This window comes from Methylobacterium sp. Leaf118 (assembly GCF_920984675.1).
In the GTDB taxonomy this organism is placed as follows: domain Bacteria; phylum Pseudomonadota; class Alphaproteobacteria; order Rhizobiales; family Beijerinckiaceae; genus Methylobacterium.
Window position 1 is genome coordinate 17,569 of the sequence record NZ_CAKLBV010000050.1, and the last position, 17,067, is coordinate 34,635.

Genomic DNA, 17,067 nt, shown 5'->3' on the forward strand with positions numbered 1-17,067 from the left:
TTGAGCGACACCCTTCACACCCGCCTGCGCGCGGCCACCGCCGAGGCCCATGCCGCCCTGGAGCGCGACCTCGACTGGCAGGAGCGGGTGGCGACGCTGCCGGCCTATGCGGGCCTGCTCGCGCGCCTGCGCGGCTTCCACGCCGCCTACGAGCCGGCCATCGCCCTGGGGCTCGCCGACGCGGCCTTCTTCGAGCCGCGGCGGCGGCTCGCCGCCCTCGATGCCGATCTCGTCGCCCTCGGGCTCGACGCCGACCGGTGCGGCGCCCTGCCCGCGCCGCCCGCGCCCGCGCTCGCGGGGGAGGGGGCCGCGCTCGGCGCGCTCTACGTGCTGGAGGGCTCGACGCTGGGCGGCCTCCTGATCGGCCGCCATGTCGGCGGGCTGCACGGGGACGGCGTGCCGCTCGCCTATTACGCCGGCCGCGGCCGGGCGGCGGGGCCGATGTGGCGGACGTTCCGCGAACGCCTGGACGGCCTGACCGCGGCCCAGGAACCGGCGGCGCTGGGCGCCGGCATCGCGACCTTCGAGGCGATGCGGGACTGGCTCACGCAGGCCCGCTGATCCAAGAATGACGCGATGGATGCCGCAGCCGGGAGCGCCTGTCCGAAGGGCCGGATCGCTGGCTCGTCGCCGCCGCTCAGGGCGGCGACGGGTTCATCCTCGACACGGCGGAGGGCGGCGTTCTCCACGCCCGGCACGGGACGGCGCCCGGGAGCCGGTCCCGATCGTCCCCGACCACTTTGTCATGGCGGCCTGCCTCGGCACCATCGGAGGGCTGCACCGGGACGCCGGCGAGACACGTCTCGCCGATGCGTTCACTTGGCGCCCCGCTTGGCGCTCCGCTTGGCGCGCCCGCCTGGCCCCCTTCCTGGGCGCCCCCGGGCGCGAGATCGTCGCCGCGCGACGGGGCTGGTGAAGCGCACCGCGCCCGCGCTGTCGCGCCGGCCCACCCTGTGCTAGCCGGTCCCCATGTCGAGCGATGCGCCGCGGGGCGTCTTCATCACCTTCGAGGGCGGGGAGGGGGCGGGCAAGTCCACCCAGATCGCCCGGCTTGCCGCCGCCCTGCGCGCGGCGAGCGGGCGCGAGGTGGTCGTCACCCGCGAGCCCGGCGGCACGGCCCGGGCGGAGGCCTATCGCGAGGCGCTGCTGCGGGGCGTGGCCAAGCCGTTCGGGCCCTTCGCCGAGGCCCTGGTCTTCGCCGCCGCCCGGATCGACCATGTCGACGCCCTGATCCGCCCGGCGCTGGCCCGCGGCGCGGTGGTGCTGTGCGACCGCTTCGCCGATTCCACCCGCGCCTATCAGGGCGCGGCGGGCGGCCTCGACCCAGCCCTGATCGCCAGCCTGGAGCGGGTGACGCTCGGCGACCTCGCCCCCGACCTCACCCTGATCCTCGATGTGCCGGCCCAGGCCGGCCTCGCCCGGGCGCGCCGACGGAGCGGGGAGGAGACCGGAGCGCCCGACCGGTTCGAGGGGGAGGCGCTCGGCTTCCACGAGCGCCTGCGGGCGGCCTTCCGGGGCATCGCCGAGGCCGAGCCCGCGCGCTGCCGGGTCATCGACGCGGAGCCGGAGCCCGACGCCGTGGAGGCGGCGATCCGCAAGGCGGTGGCGGCGCGGTTGCCCGAACTGCTGCCCGAACGGCTGCCAGAACCTCTGCCCGATGGGGCCCCCTCGATCCCGGGAGGGCGCGACCATGCCGCCTGACGGGGGCCGGTCCCGCAAGGAGGCGCCGAGCGAGGCCGAGGCCGGCGACCTCGCGCAGGTGCCGCGCCCGCGCGAGCAGACCCGCCTCGTCGGGCACGAGGCCGCGCAGGCCGCCTTCGCCGCAGCCCTCGCCGCCGGACGACTCCACCATGCCTGGCTGATCGGCGGCCCGCCCGGCATCGGCAAGGCGACCCTGGCCTATCGGGTCGCGCGCCGGCTCGTCGCCGACCCGCGCAGCCTCGCGGCGCCCGACCGCCTCGATCTCCCCGCCGACCACCCGGCGGCCCGGCAGGTCGCGGCCCTCTCGCATCCGAACCTGATCGCGCTGCGCCGGGTGCAGGCGCCGGGGGCCAAGACCCTGCCGACCCGCATTTCCGTGGACGCCGCCCGCGAGGCGCTGGCTCTGTTCGCCACCACCGCGGGCGGGGAGGGGGGCTGGCGCGTCTGCATCGTCGACAGCGCCGAGGATCTCAACGCCAACAGCGCCAACGCGCTGCTCAAGATGATCGAGGAGCCCCCGCCGCGCGCCATCTTCCTGATCGTCTCCCACGCGCCGGGCCGGCTGCTGCCGACGATCCGCTCCCGCTGCCGGGCCCTGCCGGTGCGGCCGCTCGCCGAGGCGCAGGTGCGGACGGTGATCGAGGGGTTCCCCCCGCCCTTCCCCCGGCCCGAGGCGGCGGCGCTCGCCCGGGCGCTCGCCCTGTGCGAGGGCTCGGTCGCCCGGGCGGTGGCCCTGCTCGATCCCCCGACCCAGGCCGTCGAGGCGGAGGTCTCGGCGTTGCTGGCCGCCCTGCCCGATCCGGATTGGCGGCGGGTGCTCAAGCTCGGCGAGACGCTGGCCGGCCGGGACGCCGAGCCGCTGCTCGCCACGGCCCTCGACGCGATCCAGCGCCACGTCGCCGCCGAGATCGACCGACGCCAGGGGGAGGGCCCGGCCCGTCTCCTGCCCCTGGTCGAGGCCGCCGAGCGCATCGCCGCCGCCGCCCGGGACGCCGCCGTGTACAACCTCGACCGGAGACCCCTCGTCCTCGCGGCCTTCGAGGCGCTGGCCGGGGCGCCGCGCTGAAACCCGGCCCCCCGGGTCAGCGGCCCCCGGTCTCCGGGAGCACCGCCATGCGGCCGTCGCGGTCGACGGCGACGGCGACGGCGCCCGCCGGACAGGCCTCGCGCGGAATGCGCATCCGGTAGCCGACCCGGCGCCGGCCGAGCCCCTCAAGGCCGGGCTGTCCGGCGAGGTCCGTGCGGAGGCGGCGCGGACGGTCGAGGCCGGGGAGGCGGGTGAGCCTGGCGGCATCCCGAATCCGGCGCCCCCCTGCGAACCGCCGCGAGCCCGCGCCTTCCCTGTGAGGGCAGACATATCGGGAAAGATGGCCGCATGGGTGCGGCCCGGGCCGTTCCCCGGCGGCGCGGGCGTTTCGGCAACACCGTCCGGCCGACCTGCGCCGCGGCCAGGGCCAGGGCGCGACGCCACGTCGGCGGCTTGACGGTTCGGCAGCGCGGCGGCTCGGTTGCGCGCCGGGGCGATGCGCGCCACAAGGCATGTCGAGCCGACCCACCGTGCCCCGCGCGGGAAGTGCCCCGTCCGGCGGGCGTTCCGTGCGGCGCCCAGACGATCCGGGACATTCCACACGTGAGCGAGACGGCCCAGGCGCCCTTCCTCATCACCACGGCGATCTCCTACCCCAACGGCGCGCCGCATATCGGCCACGCCTACGAGGTGATCGCCACGGACGCGATCGCGCGGTTCCAGCGGCTCGACGGGCGCGCGGTCCTGTTCTCGACCGGCACCGACGAGCACGGCCTCAAGATCCAGCAGACGGCGTCCCGGGCCGGGATCAGCCCCCGCGCCTTCGTCGACGACATGGCCGGGCGCTTCAAGGCGATGGCCGACCGGCTGAACTGCGCCTACGACCGCTTCATCCGCACGACCGAGGCCGAGCATTACGCCGCCGCCCAGGCGCTGTGGCGGCGGATGGAGGCCAATGGCGACATCTACCTCGCCACGTATGCGGGCTGGTACTCGGTGCGCGACGAGGCCTATTACGACGAGGCCGAGACGGTGCTCGCGCCCGACGGCACGCGCCGCTCGGCCAAGACCGACACGCCGGTCGAGTGGATGGAGGAGGAGAATTTTCTCTTCCGCCTGTCGAACTACCAGGACCGGCTGCTCGCCCTATACGCCGAGCGGCCCGACTTCCTGAGCCCGGAGACCCGCCTGAACGAGGTCGCGAGCTTCGTGCGCTCGGGCCTCAAGGATCTCTCGATCAGCCGCACCACCTTCGACTGGGGCGTGCCGGTGCCGGGACACCCCGCCCATGTCATGTATGTCTGGGTCGACGCGCTGACGAACTACCTCACCGTCTGCGGCTTCCCCGACGAGAGCGACCCGCGCTGGCCGTTCTGGCCGGCGGACGTGCACGTGATCGGCAAGGACATCGTCCGCTTCCACGCGGTCTACTGGCCGGCCTTCCTGATGTCGGCGGGGCTGCCCGTGCCGGGACGCGTCTTCGGCCACGGCTTCCTCCTCTCCAAGGGGGAGAAGATGTCGAAGTCGCTCGGCAACGTCGTCGATCCAATCGACCTCGTCGAGACCTACGGGGCGGACGCCCTGCGCTACTTCGTGCTGCGCGAGGTGCCGTTCGGCGGCGACGGCAATTACAGCCACGAGGCGATCATCAACCGCATCAACGCCGATCTCGCCAACGATCTCGGCAACCTCGCCCAGCGCTCGCTCTCGATGATCGCCAAGAACCTGTCCGGGGCCGTGCCGGAGCCGGGGCCGTTCTCGGAGGCCGACACGCGCCTGCTCAACGCCGCCGCCGCCCTGCCGGAGACGGCGAGGGGGCTGATGGGCGACCTCGCGCTGCACGCGATCCTGGCGGAGATCTGGGCCGTGGTGGCGGAGGCCAACCGCTACTTCGCCGCGGAAGAGCCGTGGCGCCTGCGCAAGACCGATCCGGCCCGCATGAACACGGTGCTCTACGTCACGGTCGAGACCCTGCGCCGGATCGGGTTGCTGGTGCAGCCCTTCGTGCCGACGGCGGGCGCGGCGCTCCTCGACCTGCTCGCGGTGCCGCCGGAGGCGCGGCGCTTCGCCTTCGCCGACGCGGTCCATCGGCTGCAGCCGGGTACGGCGCTGCCGGCACCGACTCCGATCTTTCCGCGTTTCGAGAGACCGGACGCCACGGCCTGACGGGCCCGGCTCACGCATTCCCCCCGCGCCTCTTCCGTTCGAAAAGCCCTCATGCTGGTCGACAGCCACTGCCATCTCGACTTCCCCGACTTCGCCGAGGACATCCCCGGGGTGATCGCCCGCGCGGAGGCCGCGGGCGTCACGCGGCTCCTCACCATCGCGACCCGGGTCGCCAAGGCGGACACCTACCGGGCGCTCGCGGAGGCGCATGCGGCGGTCTGGTACACCGTCGGCACCCACCCGCACGGGGCGGCCGAGGAGCCGGACGTTCCCGCCGATACCATCGCGGCGTTGGCGGATGCCCCGCGCTGCGTCGGCATCGGCGAGGCCGGGCTCGACTACCATTACGCGGACGCCGCGCCGGAGGCCGTGCAGGAGCGGGTGCTGCGCGCCCATATCGAGGCCGCCCGCCTCGCCGGCCTGCCGCTGGTGATCCATTCCCGCGACGCCGACCTCCAGATGGAGGCGGTGCTGACCGACGAGATGGCCCGGGGCCCGTTCGAGGCGGTGCTGCATTGCTTCTCGTCGGGGGCGCGGCTCGCGCAGGTCGGGGTCGAACTGGGACTCTCCGTGTCGTTCTCCGGCATCGTCACCTTCCGCCGCTCGGAGGCGCTGCGCGACATCGCTCGCTCCATCCCGCGCGACAGAATCCTGGTCGAGACCGACGCGCCGTTCCTGGCCCCCGAGCCGCATCGGGGGAAGCGCTGCGAGCCCGCCTACACCGCCGACACTGCCCGGGTGCTGGCCCGGACCCTCGACCTGCCGTTCGAGGCCTTCGCCGCGCTCACGACGGCCAATTTCTACCGGCTCTTCGCCAAGGCCGCGGCGAGCGAGGGAGGAAGCGCATGAACCCGGGCCGGGAGGGCGCATGGCAAGCCTGACGCTCCGCATCCTCGGCTGCGGCTCGTCCGGCGGCGTGCCGCGGGTCGGATCCGGCTGGGGCGCCTGCGACCCGGCCGACCCGCGCAACCGCCGCCGCCGCTGCTCGCTGCTGGTCGAGCGGGCGGAGGGCACGGGCGGCGCGACCCGCCTCCTCGTCGACACTTCGCCGGATCTGCGCGAGCAGCTCCTCGAGACCGGGGTGAGCCGCCTCGACGCGGTGCTCTACACCCATGCGCATGCCGACCACACCCACGGCATCGACGACCTGCGCCCCCTGGTCATCGACATGCGTCGCCGCATCCCGGTCTATGCCGACGCGCAGACCCGCACCCTGCTGGAAACCCGCTTCGGCTACGCCTTCGCGACGCCGCCGGGCAGCGCCTATCCGCCGATCCTCGACCTGCACGGCCTCCGCGAGGGCGAACCCGTCGCCGTCGCGGGGGAGGGGGGCCCGATTCCGGCCCTGCCCTTCCGGATGGAGCATGGCAACGAGGCCGCCTTCGGCTTCCGCTTCGGCACCGCCGCCTACGCGCCGGACGTGAGCCTGATGCCCGACGCGGCCAAGGCACAGCTGCGTGACCTCGATCTCCTGATCATCGACGCGCTGCGCGAGACCCCTCACCCGTCGCACTACTCGGTCGCGGACGCCCTCGCGCTGATCGAGGAGGTGGCGCCACGCCGGGCCATCCTGACCAATCTCCACACCGACCTCGACTATGCGAGCCTGGCGCGACGCCTGCCGCCGGGGGTGGTGCCGGCCTATGACGGGATGGCCGTGCAGGCGGCGCTGTAGCGCCGTCGCGGCGCCGGGCCCGAGAGGCTTCGAGGTCTTCGCCATTCAGGGCGTCGCCGTTCCGGCCTCGGTGCCAGGCTCCGTCCCAGGCTCTCTGCCGGGCTCCCTGCCGGCTTCGGGCCACGGGGCGGGCGGCGGCAGCGACAGGCCCCGCAGGCAGCGCTCGATCGTCGCCCGCTCGCCCGGATGGGCCGCCTGCGCCATCCGGTGCACGATCCAGTCGGCGAGGTCGGCCTCCTGCGCCCGGAGATAGGCCGTCCGGTCCCAGGCGAGGGGAACGCCCAGGCGGCCGAGGGCGTCGAGGAGCCGCCCCTCATCGAGGACCGAGAGCGCCGTCGTCGTCTGCGGCCGGCCCGTGGCGCGCAGGCCGTGGACGAGCCCCCGCAGCGCCTCGACATAGTGCAGGCCGCTCACCCGCGGTCGCAGGGAGGCGGCGGCCATGCGCCGCCAGGGTCGGCGGCACAGCACGATCATCTCCGCCGGCACGCGGCCGAGGAGCTGGAAGGCGTGCAGGGCCGAGCCCTCGGAGACGATCAGGCGCCGCGCCCGGCGGTAGAGCGCGACCTGCGCGTCGAGCGGCACGGTCTCGGGCCGGAACACCACGACGCCGGCGTTCTGCAAGGCCGCCTCCAGCACCCCCTCGCCCGCGAAACGGCCCTTGGGGAGGCCGGCCCGGGACACGAACAGGCAGTCGAGATCGGGGAGGGGGGCGGGGCCGGTGATCGCGTCCATGAAGTCGAGATGGGCGCGGCCCGGGCCGCCGCCGAAGCGGCGCTCCGCCTGGGGCAGGACATGCAGGCGCCGCCAGAGCGTCGGCACGCGGTTGAGGTGGATCCGCGCCCGGTCGATGCCGAGATGGTCGACGATCTGCCAGAAGAAGGGCAGGGGCTCCGCGCCGGGCAGGTTCCAGATGCTGAAGACGAGGGGCAGCTCGGGAAAGGCCCGGCTCGAGGCCGCCAGCCGCATGCCGAAATCGGCGACCATGTGCCCGAAATGGAAGCTGACGGGTCCGCACCAGACACCCTCCCCCGCCTCGGCGGCCGGCGGGCAGGGCGGCGGCTTGGCATCGATCGGGACGGGAAGCGGGAACCAGCAGGTCCGGGCCAGGACCTGCGTCTCGAAGCGGGGCCATGCCGGCCCGCCGCGGAACAGGGGCCGGGGGTTGCGCAGCACCTCCAGGCTCGGATGGACCAGGATGTCCGCGAAGACCCGGGCCCTGGCTCGCAGCGCCGCCGAGCCGTCCAACACCGATTGTCCCATCGTGCCCGCGCCCCCGCGTCGCACCGAGGCGTGACATCCCCGGCCGCGAAAGGCAAACCCTTGCGAGCCAACGGCGATCCGGGCCGTTCAGGAGGCGTCCGGCCCGGCCCCGCGCCGCTCGGGCCGGAAGAACAATCCGGCCTTGAGGCTGTCGCCGATCCGGTGGGCCCGCCCGACGATCTCCCGGCCGATCTCCGGAGGAAAGGATTCGGCGGCGGTCGCCTCGAACAGGGCGAGCCAGCGGTCGAAATGGTTCGGTGCGAGGCCCGCAATGCCGCGATGGCGGCCGAACGGATTGCCCTGGTAGCGTCCCGTCCGGAGCAGCACCGAAGACCAGAAATCCGTGACCCGCGCCATGTGGTGCGGCCAATCGGCCTCCGCGATGCGGGCGGCGAACACGGGCCCGATCAGGGGATCGCGGCGCACCTTCGCGTAGAAGGCGTCGAGGAAGGCGGCCAAAGCCGCCTCGGTCGGTTCGGCGATCGGTTCAGCCTGGGCCATGGCGGAGACGCGGGCGGACGGAGCCGGGGAGGGGGCGTCCACGCCCTGGATAAGGACCCCTGCCCCGATCAGTTCCGGGCGAGCGAGGGCTGGATCAGGCCGGCGCCGACCAGGATCTGGGCGGCGGCGGCCTTGGCGAGCTGGCGATAGCCGGCGTCGGTCATGTGCAGGCCGTCGGGGCCGATCATCTGGGCCGGGGTCATCAGCCCGTGCGAGACCCAGGACTGCATCAGCGCGCGGCGGCGGATCACCGGCACGTTCAGCTCGGCGGCGAGCGCGTGCAGCGCCTCGCCGTAGCGGTCGGCGCCCTCGACGCCCGAGAGCTTGCGGCACCATTGCTGGTCCATCAGCACCACGTCGGCCCCAGTGGCGCGGATCGCCGCGATGCCCGCCCGGGTCAGTTCGACGAAGCGCTCGACCGGCACGCCCCGCAGCGGATCGTTGCTGCCGGTCTGCCAAACCACGAGGTCGGGCCGCTCGGCCAACACATCGCGCTCCAGGCGCCGGGCCATCTCCTCCGCGGTGTCGCCGCCCTTGCCGCGGTTGACCACCGTGATCGAGCGGCGGCTCGCCGCGCCGATCTGCAGCCGCTCCTCGAGGTCGCGCTCCAGCAGGGCAGGGTAGGCCATGGCGGGCGAGGTCGCGCCCGCCCCTTCCGTCGAGGAGGAGCCGAAGGCCACGATCCGCACGTCGCCGTCGCGGCCGAGCAGCGAGGCGAGCCGGCCGAGCTTGGCCGGTACGCGCTCGACCGCGGCGGCCCTCTCCGGCGCCTGCAGCCCGGGGATGGGCGGCGCGTCGGGCTGGGCGCGCGCGGGGCCGGCGAGGGCGGCGGCCAGAACCAGGCCGAGGAGCGGGCGGAGCGACATGGCGGGTCGGCTGCGTGGGTTCATCGGTGGGCTCGTGGTGCCGAAGGATTGTGACGATTGCGAGGGCGACGGACCGTGGGCCGGCATGAATTGAATACGTTATGCAGGAACATGCAAGCTGGCTCGGGGCGGGGCTGGTCCCAAGCCGTGAGTCATGATCCACGCGAGGCGATCCGATTTCTTCACGGATTCCCGTAAAATGCCGCGCAATCATGGTTAATGGGTCCCAGGAGGGGACCCGCACATCGGCTCAAGTTCCATAATATATCTTATGCGAATGGCGGAGGTGGCCGGGTGAGCGGGCGAGTGCGTCCCGTCCTGCGCCTCCCGGCGAGCCCCGCCCCGGGCTTCGGCCGTGCGGCTCCCGAGGCCCGTGCCCTCAGCGGCCCGCGCCCTCGCGCGACGAGGCAGGGTGAACCGGGCTGGCCGTTCAACGCCGCCCCGGCGCCTCGACAAGGGGCGTCGCGGCGGCTCCGGGGAGGGCGTTCCGGCACAGGCCGGGGCCCGGGCGCCCTCCCCCTCCGGCCGCGAACCCGCGGCCCGCCCGCCTGATCCGGGCTCCGCTTGATCAAAGCGGAGCCCGGATCAGGCAAGCCCGCGCGGCGTTTGAGCGAAGCCCCAATCCGCCATCCCGAAGGGTTCAACCGGATTGGGTATCAGGCCGCGGCGGTCCGGGGACCGTCGGGGAAGACGAGACGCACGACGGTGCCGTTCTCGTTGGTGTAGGTCAGGGTCCCGCCGAGCTGGGCCGCGAGCCCGTGGACGATCCGGAAGCCGAGGCTGCGGCTCGTCGCCGGATCGAAATCCACCGGAATGCCGGGGCCGCTATCCGCGATGGTCAGCGCCGTCATGCCCTCGTCCAGGCAGTCCAGGCGGATCGTGATGGTGCCGCCCTGAGCGCCCGGGAAGGCATGCTTGAGGGCGTTGGTGACGACCTCGACCACGAGGAGCGACAGGGTCGTCAGCCGGGCGAGATCGAAGCGCAGGGGCGGCACGTCGACGAGGCAGACGATGTTGCGCGCCCCCGTGGCGCCGAGGAGGTCGGTGCACAGCTCCTGCAGGTACTGGCCGACCGGCTGGTCGATCCGGGCGGGATCGTAGAGGCGGCGGTGGATGCGCGAGATCGTCTCCAGCCGCGCCTGAGCCTCGTCGAGGGCGCTCGCCGCGGCCCCCGGATCGTCGGCGACCTTGCGCTTCTGCAGGGCGAGCAGGGCGGCCACGAACTGCATGTTGTTGGCCACCCGATGCTGCAGCTCCTGGAACATGGTGCGCTGCTGCTCGTAGAGTTCGCCGGTCACCGCCCGCTCCGCGGCGAGGCGCTCCCCGGCGACCCGCATCAGGTGGATCAGGGCGATGTCGACGGCGACGATGAAGGCGTAGAAGCCGAGCGCCAGGGCCGTCGGGACGTTCAGCACGAACGAGCCGACAGGCTCGATGAAGAAGTACCACGCGCACAGGCCCGAAATCGCGGCGCACAGGATGCCGGCCCGCAAGCCGAAGAAGTACGTCGTCAGGATGACGGCGGGGAAGAAGGTCAGGAACGGGAAGCCCGGCGGCAGCACGGGGTCGAGCGCGTAGCGCAGACCGCAGGCCAGACCGGCGGCGCCGACGGCAACGATCTCGCCGACCCACCGCGGCAGGCGCGGACGGGCGACGACGGGGGCGCCGACCCGCGACGGGGGAGTGGGCGTAGGCATCGGCAGGCGAGGATTCCGGACGGCGATTCGACGATTCGGCGAATCTAGCGCCTCGGCGCGGCCAACATGTGGCTCCCCTGCCTCGGGCCGGGCGAATTCGGGACCCGCCCCCGCCCTATTGGGCCGCGTCGGACGATGGCCCCTCCCCCGCCGACGCGCGCGCCGCCCGACGCCCCGCGGTCTCCGCGACCAGGATGCCGCCCAGCACGAGGCCGAGCGCCAGCCCGTCGAAACGGTCGAACGGCTCGCCCGCGAGCATCACCGCGAGCCCGGCGCCGAAGACCGGGACGAGGTTGACGAACAGCCCGGCCCGGTTCGGGCCGATCAGCTCGACGCCGCGGATATAGGCGAGCTGGGCGACGAGCGAGGGCCCGAGCGCCACAAAGGCGACGAGGGGCCAGCCGACCGCCGGGCTCGGCCAGATCAGGCGGCCGGCCGCCCATTCGGCGGCGAGGGGCGGCAGCGAGGAGAGGAGGGCGGCGAGCGCCAGCGCCGTGAAGAAGGCGAGCCCCGACACCGCCGGCCGGTTCGGCAGCGCCACGGTGTAGCCGGCATAGACGAGGCAGGCGGCGAGCATCAGCCCGTCGCCGCGGTTGAAGGTGAGGGTGGCCAGGGCGGAGAGGTCCCCGTGGGTCGAGGCCACCGCGACGCCCGCGAGCGTGATCGCCGCGCCGGCCACCTGCCCTCCCCTCACGCCGACGCGGCGCACGACGAAGTTCAAGAGCATGACGAGGATCGGCACCGCCCCCTGGATCAGGGCGACGTTGAGCGCGGTGGTGTGGGCGCCCGCGGCGTAGAACAGGCTCGCGAAGACCGTGTAGCCGCTCGCGCCCATCACGAACAGGTAGCGCCAGCGCGGCACGAGCCGGCGCCATTCCGCCGCGACCGCCCGGCGGGCGATCACGGCCAGCACCGCGAAGGCGAAGGCCCAGCGCAGGGTCGTCAGCACCTGCGGCGACACCTCGCCGACCGCCCACTTGCCCGCCACCGCGTTGCCGGCCCAGAGCAGGGCGGTCAGGGTCAGGATGGCGTAGGCCACGATCGGCGTCGCCGGCCGTGCACGGGTTCGTTCCGTCACGCTGGGGCTTTCCGAGTGCCGGCCAAGGCCGGGTGGGTCCGCGGATCGCGGCCCGGGGGTGGGGTCGAAACGCGATCGCCCACCCCGAGAGATAGGGCGGAGCGGCCCGGGGGAATGGCAGCGCGCAGGGCCTCATGCGCAGGGCCTCATGCGCACGCGACCACTCGACGGCGGAGGGTCGGGTGCCGGAGCCGGCGGTGCGGAGCGGGAGGGATTCGGCGATCCCCGGCCTCGAGGCGGGCGGGCGCCGCCCTGAGTCAGGCCTGCTCTTTCGTCGCCTTGACGCCGGCGGCCTTCCATCCGACCTGACCGTCTCCGCCGGAGCCGCCGCCCTGTCCGATCCCACCCTGTCCGATCCCGCCCTTCCCCCCTGCCCTGCTGCCGGTCCCGTGCCGGACGCCGCCCGGATCGGCTGAGCCCGCCCATGGCCAAGCCCTTCGTCCTTGCAGGACGCACCGCCCTCGTCACCGGCGCGGCGAGCGGCATCGGTGCGGCGCTCGCCCGGGCCCTGGCGGAGCGCGGCTGCGCCCTGGCGCTGGTCGATCGCGACGGCGCGGGATTGGCCGCGGTCGCCGCCGTCGCCCGCGGGCGCGGCGTCGCCGTGAGCGAGCACGTCCTCGACCTCGCGGAGGCGGAGGCCGTCGCCGCCCTGCCCGAGGCCGTGCAGGCGCGCCACGGCAGCCTGCAGCTCCTCGTCAACAATGCCGGCGTGTCGCTCGGCGGGCGCTTCGAGGAGACCCATCTCGAGGACGTCGCGTGGCTGATGGACGTCAACCTGCACGCCGTGATGCGCCTGACCCATGCCTGCCTGCCGATGCTCAAGGCCGCGCCGCAGGCGCAGATCGTCAACCTGTCGAGCGTGTTCGGCGTCGTCGCGCCGGCCGGCCAAGCGGCCTACGCGGCGAGCAAGTTCGCCGTGCGCGGCTTCTCGGAAGCGCTGACCCACGAATATGCCGGCACCGGGCTCGGCGTCACCCTGGTCTATGCGGGCGGCGTCGCGACCCGCATCGCCCGCAACGCCCGCCTGCCCCGGGGGGGCGATCCGACCGACGCCGCGCGGGGCGTCGCCGCCTTCGAGCGCCTGCTGACCATGGCGCCCGAGACCGCGGCGGGGGCGATCCTGCGTGGCATCGAGGCCCGCGCGCCGCGGGTCGTGATCGGGCGCGACGCCCGCCGCGCGCTCCTGATCCAGCGCCTGATGCCGGTGCGCTACTGGTCGCTGATCGGCCGCGCGGTTCGGGAGGAGGCGTGACCATGGCGAGCCTGCGCGCCCATGTCTACGACCTCGCCGTGCGCCTCGCGGTGAAGGCCCGTCTCGGCGGCGAGGTCGACGTGGCGGCGATCCGCCGGGCCTTCGACCGCGCCACCTTCCCGCCCCCGCCCGGGCTGCGCGTCACCCCCGGCGAACTCGGCGGCGTGCCCGGCGAGTGGATCGAGGCGGAGGGCCCGCGCCGGGACCGCCCCGCCCTGCTCTATCTCCATGGCGGCGGCTTCATCGCCTGCTCGGCCCGGATGTACCGCCCCGTCACCGGCCGCTTCGCCCGGGCCGGCTTCCGGGTGTTCGCGCCCGATTACCGCCTCGCCCCGGAACACCCGTTCCCGGCGGGCGTCGAGGATGCCACGGCGGCGTGGCGGGCGCTCGCCGCCGCGGGCCCCGCGGCGCTCGCGGGGGATTCGGCCGGCGGAAACCTCGCGCTCGCCGTGATGGTCGAGGCGCGCCGCCTCGGGCTCCCCCTGCCCGCGGCGGCGGCCCTGTTCTCGCCCGCCACCGATCTCGTCGGCCGCTCCGCCTCGTTCCGCACGAATGGGCGGCGGGACGCCATGTTCCGCCCCGAGGCCCTCTCGCGGCTCGTGCCGATCTATCTGGCCGGCGCCGATCCCGCCGATCCCCGCGCCTCGCCGATCGAGGCCGACCTCGCGGGCTTCCCGCCGCTGCTGATCCATGTCGGCACCCGCGAGATCCTGCGCGACGATTCCCTGCGGTTGGCCGAGCGGGCGCGGGCGGCCGGCGTGCCGGTCACCCTCGCGGTGTTCCCGGTGGTGCCGCATGCGTGGCAGCTCGCCGACCGGGTTCTGCCGGAAGCCCGCCGCTCGCTGATGGAGGCGGCGCTCTTCCTGCGGCGCTCGCTCCAGCAGGCCGCCCGTCCCGGGACGGAGGACGCCGCGTGAGCGAGGCCCCCCTCGACCTCGCCATCGTCGGGGCGGGCTTCTCCGGGCTCGCCATGGCGATCCGCGCGGACAGGGCCGGGTTCGGGCGCTTCCTGATCCTCGAGAAGGGCGAGCGGGTCGGCGGCACGTGGCGGGACAACACCTATCCGGGGGCGGCCAGCGACGTGCCGGCGCATCTCTACACCCTGTCCTTCGCCCCCGGCGCCGACTGGTCGCGGCTCTACCCGCGCCAGGCGGAGATCCAGGCCCATCTCGAGGACCTCGTCGCCCGCCACGGGCTCGGGTCCCGCCTGCGCCTCGGCACCACCCTGCGCGGCGCGGCCTTCGACGCGGCATCCGGCCTGTGGCGGATCGAGACCGACCGGGGGAGCCTCTCGGCCCGCATCCTCGTTACGGCGGTCGGCGCCCTCCACCACCCGGCCCTGCCGGACCTGCCGGGCCTTGCGAGCTTCTCGGGCGAGACCGTCCACACCGGGGCCTGGAACCCGGCCTGCGCCCTGACGGGCCGGCGCGTCGGCGTGGTCGGCACGGGGGCGAGCGCGGTGCAGATCGTGCCGGCGATCGCGGAGGCCGCCGCCCGCCTCACCCTGTTCCAGCGCACGCCGCCCTGGATCCTGCCCCGGGGCGATCGCCCCTACGGCGCCCGGGCGCGGCGCCTTCTGCGGATCGGGCCCCTGCGGCGGCTCTACCGGGCCGGGCTGTTCTGGCGCCGGGAGGTCCTGGCGCTCCTCGGCTTCACCCGCGTCTCGCACCTCACCGCCGGGGGCGAGGCCCTGGCCCGCGCCCATCTGCGCGCGGCGATCCCCGATCCGGCCCTGCGGCGGCGGCTGACGCCGGCCTACCGGCTCGGCTGCAAGCGGGTGCTGCTCTCCGACGACTTCTACCCGGCCCTGCTCCGGCCGAACGTGGATCTTGTCACCGCCCCGATCCGGGCGGTTCGCCCCCGCGGGGTCGTCACGGCGGACGGGACCGAGCATCCCCTCGACGTCCTGATCCTCGCCACGGGCTTCTCCCCCGCGGGCAGCTTCGACCGGCTCGACATCGCCGGCCGCGGCGGCTTGCGTCTGGCGCAGGCGTGGCGAACGGGGGCGGACGCGTTCCGGGGGATCTCGGTGGCGGGCTTCCCGAACCTGTTCCTGCTGCTCGGGCCGAATACGGGGCTCGGCCACAACTCGGTGCTCCTCATGGTCGAAGCCCAGGTCGACCACGTGATCGGGGCCCTGCGGCTCCTGCGCCGCCATCCCGGCCGCGCCCTGGAGGTGCGGCCGGAGGCGCAGGGCCGCTTCCGCGCCGGGATCGACGCGCGGCTCGCCGACAGCATCTGGGCCCGGGGCGGCTGCGGCAGCTGGTATCTCGACGGGCAGGGCCGCAACCGCACGCTCTGGCCCGGCACGGTGACGAGCTATCGGCTCGGGACCCGGCGGCTCAGGCTGCGGGACTACGCGCTGCGGGCGCCGGACGCGGACGGGTCCGCCTCTGCCTGAGCGGCGTGCGCGGCGGGGTCGCTGGAGGGGGCCAAGGCACGCCCGCCTCAGGACGCCGCGACGACACCGGAACCGAAAGAAGCAACCGGGCGCCGATATCCCGGGCGATTCTCGCAGCGTCCGGGCCGCAGCGCTCAAGGGCGTGCGAGGTGGACCGCGAGCCAGATCGTCGGATCCTCGGTGCGCTCGACCCGGTGGCGGCGATGGGCCGGGATCAGGACGTGGTCGCCGGGCCCGAGATGCAGCGGCTCGGCCGCATCGGCGAAGCGCAGGGTGGCGGCGCCCGCCAGCACCGCGACCCACTCGTCGTCGGCCTGATCGTACCAGAAGCCCGGCGGGCTCGCCTGCCCCCGGGAGACGATGCGTTCGAGGCGGGCTCCGGCGGCGGCGGCGAGCGTCTCGAGCTGCTCGTCGGGGGCGCCCGGCGGCGGCAGGTCGGCGAACAGGTTCGGGCGGGCGATCATGGTCGGACAACCTCCGGCGGGGCCGAAGCCGCCTTGCGGGCGTTGACGGGGACACGCCCCGTCACGAAAGGCCGGTTCATGAGCGAGACGACCCGCGCGATCGAGCCCCCACCCGCCCCGCCGGCCGACCCGGATGCGGGTCTGCCGACACCGCCGAGCCCCGGGCGGGTCCCGCCGCCCCGGATCCCGCCGGCGCCCGAGCCGCCGGCCCCGCCCAAGGACGACGGCGCAGCCCCCTCACCGCCGTCCGAACAGCCGCTCGATCTCGGCGAGGCCCAGGGTCACGAAGGTCGGCCGGCCGTGATTGCATGAGCCCGAGAGCGGGGTCGCCTCCATCTGGCGCAGGAGGGCGTTCATCTCCTCCGGCCGCAGGCGCCGCCCGGCGCGGATCGAGCCGTGGCAGCTCATGCGCGACAGGAGCGCGTCGAGGCGCCGGCTCACCGGATCGGGATCGCCCGCGCCGGCCGGGCCGCCCTCCTCCACACCGCTGGCCTCCAGCGCGTCGAGCACGTCGAGGACGAGGGTTTTCACCGCGCCGCCCGCCAGCGCGGCGGGCACCGCCCGCACCAGCACGGCGCCGGGGCCGAAGGCCTCCAGGCTGAGGCCGAGCCGCTCGAGTTCGGGGGCGGCCTCGACGAGGCGGTCGGCCTCCGCCGGCGCCATCTCGATGACGTCGGGGATGAGCAGGCCCTGGCGCGCCACGCCGCCGCCGGCCCGCTCGGCCTTGAGCCGCTCGTAGACGAGCCGCTCGTGGGCGGCGTGCTGGTCGACCAGCACGATCCCGTCGCGGGTCTGCGCCAGGATGTAGGTCTCGTGGATCTGGGCGCGGGCCGCGCCGAGGGGATGGGCCTCCGCCTCCGCGGCCTCGAGATCCGGCACGGGCCGCAGGTCGGCGCCGGGCGGCGCGAGATCCGGGGCGAGCAGGGCCTGCGGCGTCTCGCCAAAGCCGCGGTCCGGCGCGGCGGGCGCCGGCGCCCGC

16 protein-coding genes and 1 pseudogene are annotated in these 17,067 nt (G+C 74.6%); 10 read left to right on the plus strand and 7 right to left on the minus strand.

The window, feature by feature from the left end:
- The 7 genes from LW587_RS18120 to LW587_RS18150 all read left to right on the plus strand — a co-directional run bounded on the left by LW587_RS18120 (position 1) and on the right by LW587_RS18150 (position 6,569).
- Positions 1-561: a biliverdin-producing heme oxygenase gene (locus tag LW587_RS18120; RefSeq protein WP_232630995.1), complete on the plus strand. Its 561-nt coding sequence runs from the start codon at positions 1-3 to the stop codon at positions 559-561.
- 184 nt (positions 562-745) lie between these two features.
- Complete coding sequence (locus LW587_RS18125; RefSeq protein ID WP_232630996.1) at positions 746-916, plus strand: hypothetical protein; 171 nt, start codon at positions 746-748, stop codon at positions 914-916.
- Positions 917-969: 53 nt separating this feature from the next.
- Entirely contained in the window at positions 970-1,701 is a 732-nt protein-coding gene (gene tmk / locus LW587_RS18130) for a dTMP kinase (protein ID WP_232630997.1), read from the plus strand.
- Positions 1,691-2,767, plus strand: coding sequence for a DNA polymerase III subunit delta' (locus LW587_RS18135; protein ID WP_232630998.1), 1,077 nt, complete (start codon positions 1,691-1,693; stop codon positions 2,765-2,767). The genes tmk and LW587_RS18135 overlap by 11 nt, the downstream gene beginning before the upstream one ends.
- A gap of 564 nt (positions 2,768-3,331) precedes the next feature.
- Positions 3,332-4,894: a methionine--tRNA ligase gene (metG, locus tag LW587_RS18140; RefSeq protein WP_232630999.1), complete on the plus strand. Its 1,563-nt coding sequence runs from the start codon at positions 3,332-3,334 to the stop codon at positions 4,892-4,894.
- A 51-nt stretch (positions 4,895-4,945) separates the two neighbouring features.
- Positions 4,946-5,743, plus strand: a complete 798-nt coding sequence (locus LW587_RS18145) for a TatD family hydrolase (RefSeq protein WP_232631000.1) — start codon at positions 4,946-4,948, stop codon at positions 5,741-5,743.
- 19 nt (positions 5,744-5,762) lie between these two features.
- Positions 5,763-6,569, plus strand: coding sequence for an MBL fold metallo-hydrolase (locus tag LW587_RS18150; protein WP_232631001.1), 807 nt, complete (start codon positions 5,763-5,765; stop codon positions 6,567-6,569).
- Between the two features lie 45 nt (positions 6,570-6,614).
- On the opposite strand, the gene LW587_RS18155 is transcribed toward LW587_RS18150, so the two are convergent.
- From LW587_RS18155 to LW587_RS18175, 5 genes are all read right to left on the minus strand, one after another.
- Positions 6,615-7,829, minus strand: coding sequence for a glycosyltransferase 61 family protein (locus tag LW587_RS18155; protein WP_232631002.1), 1,215 nt, complete (start codon positions 7,827-7,829; stop codon positions 6,615-6,617).
- An 87-nt stretch (positions 7,830-7,916) separates the two neighbouring features.
- Positions 7,917-8,330: a group III truncated hemoglobin gene (locus LW587_RS18160; protein WP_232631003.1), complete on the minus strand. Its 414-nt coding sequence runs from the start codon at positions 8,328-8,330 to the stop codon at positions 7,917-7,919.
- Between the two features lie 68 nt (positions 8,331-8,398).
- Entirely contained in the window at positions 8,399-9,196 is a 798-nt protein-coding gene (locus LW587_RS18165; RefSeq protein ID WP_332839843.1) for an SGNH/GDSL hydrolase family protein, read from the minus strand.
- 656 nt (positions 9,197-9,852) lie between these two features.
- Positions 9,853-10,893 (minus strand): sensor histidine kinase, encoded by a 1,041-nt coding sequence (locus LW587_RS18170; RefSeq protein ID WP_232631005.1) that lies wholly within the window; start codon positions 10,891-10,893, stop codon positions 9,853-9,855.
- 115 nt (positions 10,894-11,008) lie between these two features.
- Positions 11,009-11,971: a DMT family transporter gene (locus tag LW587_RS18175; protein WP_232631006.1), complete on the minus strand. Its 963-nt coding sequence runs from the start codon at positions 11,969-11,971 to the stop codon at positions 11,009-11,011.
- A 424-nt stretch (positions 11,972-12,395) separates the two neighbouring features.
- Here LW587_RS18175 and LW587_RS18180 point away from each other — a divergent pair, with 424 nt between their 5' ends.
- Genes LW587_RS18180 through LW587_RS18190 form a run of 3 tightly spaced genes read left to right on the plus strand, consistent with a single transcriptional unit; the run spans position 12,396 to position 15,624 of the window.
- On the plus strand, positions 12,396-13,223 hold the full coding sequence (locus LW587_RS18180) for an SDR family NAD(P)-dependent oxidoreductase (RefSeq protein WP_232631007.1): 828 nt from the start codon (positions 12,396-12,398) through the stop codon (positions 13,221-13,223).
- A gap of 2 nt (positions 13,224-13,225) precedes the next feature.
- Positions 13,226-14,140 (plus strand): alpha/beta hydrolase, encoded by a 915-nt coding sequence (locus LW587_RS18185; RefSeq protein ID WP_232631008.1) that lies wholly within the window; start codon positions 13,226-13,228, stop codon positions 14,138-14,140.
- The gene (locus LW587_RS18190) at positions 14,137-15,624 is read left to right on the plus strand and encodes a flavin-containing monooxygenase (protein WP_232631009.1); all 1,488 of its coding nucleotides are present in this window, start codon (positions 14,137-14,139) and stop codon (positions 15,622-15,624) included. The genes LW587_RS18185 and LW587_RS18190 overlap by 4 nt, the downstream gene beginning before the upstream one ends.
- Before the next feature lie 134 nt (positions 15,625-15,758).
- Here the strand turns inward: LW587_RS18190 and LW587_RS18195 are convergent, their stop codons facing one another.
- On the minus strand, positions 15,759-16,088 hold the full coding sequence (locus tag LW587_RS18195; protein WP_232631010.1) for a cupin domain-containing protein: 330 nt from the start codon (positions 16,086-16,088) through the stop codon (positions 15,759-15,761).
- A 237-nt stretch (positions 16,089-16,325) separates the two neighbouring features.
- Positions 16,326-17,067 (minus strand): annotated as a pseudogene (locus LW587_RS18200) (DNA mismatch repair endonuclease MutL); the annotation flags it as partial.